Genomic DNA, 3,233 nt, shown 5'->3' with positions numbered 1-3,233 from the left:
GGCGACCCCACCCCGCTCGCACACCCGCACCGAGGCGCCGGCCAGGGCGAGCCGGTCCGCGAGCGCGCACCCGATCATGCCGCCGCCGATGATCAGGACGTCGGTTCCCCGCGCGGCGGTGCGGGGCGCGGCCGAGTTCATCGCGGGCGTGCTCCGTTCACCGATCGCGGCACGGAAAGCGGGTTGTCCGTGCGCAATTCGAGCGGCAGCAGGTCCTCGGGCACCGACTGGTAGGTCACCGGGCGCAGGAACCGCGCGATCGCCGCGGTGCCGACCGAGGTCGTGGTGGGTGCGGTCGTCGCCGGGTAGGGGCCGCCGTGCTGCTGCGCGAACGTCACCGAGAGCCCGGTCGGCCAGCTGTTCCACAGCACCCGCCCGGCCGCGCTCACGGCGGCGGCGGTCAGCGCGCGGACGGTGTCGTCGACGCGGTCGCCGAAGATGGACACCGTTAGCTGGCCGCCCACCGAGCGGGCCAGCTCCAGCAGCTCGCCGGTGTGTCGGTAACTCACCAAAAGCGTTGCCGGTCCGAACATCTCGTGCAGCAGCGCGTCCGGATCCTTCAGCACAGTGCGCGCCGTGGTGGCGAGCAGCATGGCCTCGTCCGGGCCGCCGCCGGCGAGCAGCTCCACGTTCGGATGCGCGCGCACCCGCTCGACGGCCCGCGCGAAACCGCCGGCGATCTCGGCGTTGAGCATCTCCCCGGTCGGCACCGGACGCTCGCGGATCAGCTCGGCCAGCGCGCTGAACAGCGGCGCCTCTTCGGGAATCGCGACCAACCCCGGCTTGGTGCACAGCTGGCCCGCGCTCGCGCTCACCGCCGTAAGCAGTCCCGACGCGATCTCCGCCGCCTGTGTCCCGGCGGCCTCCGGGGTGACGAAGACCGGGTTGATGGAGCCGAGCTCCCCGTAGAACGGGATGGGCACCGGGCGACGGGATGCCAGGTCGTACAGCGCGCGCCCGCCCGCGGTGGAGCCGGTGAACGCCGCCGCGGCGACGGCGGGGTGGGTGAGTGCCCGCACCCCGGCGTCGCGACCGAAGACGAGCCCGAAAGTGCGACCGGGAGCGCCGTATTCGGCGAGCGTCTGATCGATCAGGTTGCCCACCGCGCGGGAGAGCAGAGGATGCCCCGGGCTGGCCTTGACGATCACCGGGCAGCCCGCCGCCAGCGCCGAGGCGGTGTCGCCGCCCGCCACCGAGAAGGCGAACGGGAAGTTGCTCGCCGCGAAGTTGACCACCGGGCCGAGCGCGACGTTCATGCGTCGCAGGTCCGGCCGCGGCGCGCCCATCGGCCACTCGGGGTCGGCGGTGTCGATACGCACGTCGAGGAAGTCGCCGTCGAGCACGAGCTGCGCGAACAGTCGCAACTGAAAACTGGTCCGCCGCAGCTCGCCCAGCAGCCGTGGCTCGGCCAGGTGAGTCTCCCGCATCGCGAGCGGCACCAGCTCGGCGGCGTGCGCGTCGAGCCGATCGGCGACGCCGCGCAGGACCGCGGCCCGGTCGGTCAGCGCCATGGCCGCCCATGGCGCCGCGGCCGCCGCCGCCGCGGTGGCGATCGCGTCGACCTCCTCGGCGGTGGTGTCGCGAACGGTCTCGGCCGTGCTCTCGATCATCGCTTGCTCCTCGTCTCTCTGTGTACCCCGCTACGCCCTGCCTACCGGTAGCCCTTGGCGAGCAGATCGCTGGTGTCCCCGGCGATCTTCGCGGCCAGCTCGGGCGCCAGCGGCACGCGCGGCGGCCGGCACTTGCCGCCCTTGCGGCCGGCCAGGTCCTGGGCCAGCTTGATCGCGTGCACGAACTCGGTCTTGGAGTCCCAGCGCAGCAGCCGGTGCAGGTCGCGGTAGAGCGGCAGCGCCTTGTCCAGGTCGCGGTTGATCGCCGCGTTGTACAGCTCGACCGTCGACCGCGGAATGGCGTTGGGGTAGCCCGCGACCCAGCCGACCGCGCCCGCGATGGCGAGCTCGAGCACCACGTCGTCCGAGCCGACGAGGACGTCGAGTGCGGGCGCGAGCTCCTTGATCTCGTAGAACCGCCGCACGTCGCCGCTGAACTCCTTGACCGCGACGATCAGCCCCTCGCCGTGCAGCTCGGCCAGCAGCGCCGGGGTCAGATCGATGCGCGTGTCGATCGGGTTGTTGTAGGCCACGATCGGCAGGCCGACCTCGGCGACGGTGCGGTAGTGATCGAGCACCGACTCCCGCCCGCCGCGATAGGTGTTGGGCGGCAACAGCATCACCGCCTGCGCGCCGGCCTCGGCGGACTGCTCGGCCCACCTGCGCGCCTGCAACGCCCCGTACGCCGCGATGCCGGGCATCACCGTGAACCCGTCCGGGGCGGCCGCGACGGCCGTCGCCACCACTCTGGCCCGCTCCTCGTCGTCGAGGGTCTGGTACTCGCCGAGCGATCCGTTCGGGCTCACCCCGTGGCAGCCGCTGTCGGCCAGCCACCGCACGTGCTCGGCGTAGGCGTCGTAGTCGACCGAGTAGTCCTCGGCGAACGGCAGCGTCGTCGCGACCAGGATGCCGTGCCAGGGCTTGGTCGGGGCCGAGGTGATCGGTTCGGGCATGTGAGGCCTCCATCTGCGCGATATCTCCGGACACCAGTGGTCCAGATGCGATGTGACGTGTGACATTGCACAAGCTAACGGAGTGATCGCGGTCACGCAAGAGGAACGGAGGAATCGCGAGGAGACGGAGAATACGTCGGCGGCGTAGCGCGTACGCGACCTGCTCAGACAGCGGCGCGCCGCCCACTGTTCGTGGACGGCGCTGCGGCTGTTCGGGTTTCGAGCGAGGGTCAGCGGGGTACAGGGGTGACCGCGATGGGCGGGATGGCCTCGACGCAGGAGGTCGGTCCCGGGCTGCCCGTGCGGACGAATCGGGTCACGAGGTCGGCGATGCAGCCGCTCGGCTCGAGGTCGGGGACGTGACCGGTGTTGGGGACGGAAACGAAAGTCGCCCTGGGGAATCCGGCCGCGACCCGCTGACCGTTCGCGTCCGGGGTGATGGCGTCGAGATCGCCGGACAGGACCAGCACCGGGACGTCGGGCAGCGCCTGGCGCTGCGGTTGGTGCGACCGGGTAAGTCCCGGCCACCGGAGGCACGCGTCGCCGCCGTCGCGCTGCCCCGCGCTGAATCCCTCGGCGCTGAAGGCGCCGAGCCCGTCCGGCGCGCCGGCGGCGAGTCCGGCGCGGTACTGCCGGACCCGCTCGGGCACCGCCGCGTCCCTCGACCAGA

Annotated in this window: 3 protein-coding genes; all 3 read right to left on the bottom strand. The window is 72.3% G+C overall.

What is annotated here, in order from left to right:
• Nucleotides 1-137: 137 nt before the first annotated feature.
• A complete protein-coding gene (locus ON39_RS34265; RefSeq protein ID WP_040740451.1) occupies nucleotides 138-1,610 on the bottom strand; it encodes an aldehyde dehydrogenase (NADP(+)) in 1,473 nt (490 codons plus the stop codon).
• A gap of 41 nt (nucleotides 1,611-1,651) precedes the next feature.
• The gene (locus tag ON39_RS34260) at nucleotides 1,652-2,563 is read right to left on the bottom strand and encodes a dihydrodipicolinate synthase family protein (RefSeq protein ID WP_040740450.1); all 912 of its coding nucleotides are present in this window, start codon (nucleotides 2,561-2,563) and stop codon (nucleotides 1,652-1,654) included.
• A gap of 230 nt (nucleotides 2,564-2,793) precedes the next feature.
• Nucleotides 2,794-3,233 (bottom strand): alpha/beta hydrolase (locus ON39_RS34255; RefSeq protein ID WP_040740449.1); only part of this gene is annotated, 440 nt, incomplete at its 5' end.

It is taken from the genome of Nocardia tenerifensis NBRC 101015 (assembly GCF_000308715.1).
Classification (GTDB): Bacteria; Actinomycetota; Actinomycetes; order Mycobacteriales; family Mycobacteriaceae; genus Nocardia; species Nocardia tenerifensis.
Note: the sequence above shows the minus strand (reverse complement) of the source record. Positions and strands in the feature narration are given on the sequence as shown.

Excerpts from the sequence above, each read along its gene's own strand:
- ON39_RS34265 (WP_040740451.1), bottom strand. The coding sequence starts at position 1,610 with ATGATCGAGAGCACGGCCGAGACCGTTCGCGACACCACCGCCGAGGAG.
- ON39_RS34260 (WP_040740450.1), bottom strand. The coding sequence starts at position 2,563 with ATGCCCGAACCGATCACCTCGGCCCCGACCAAGCCCTGGCACGGCATC.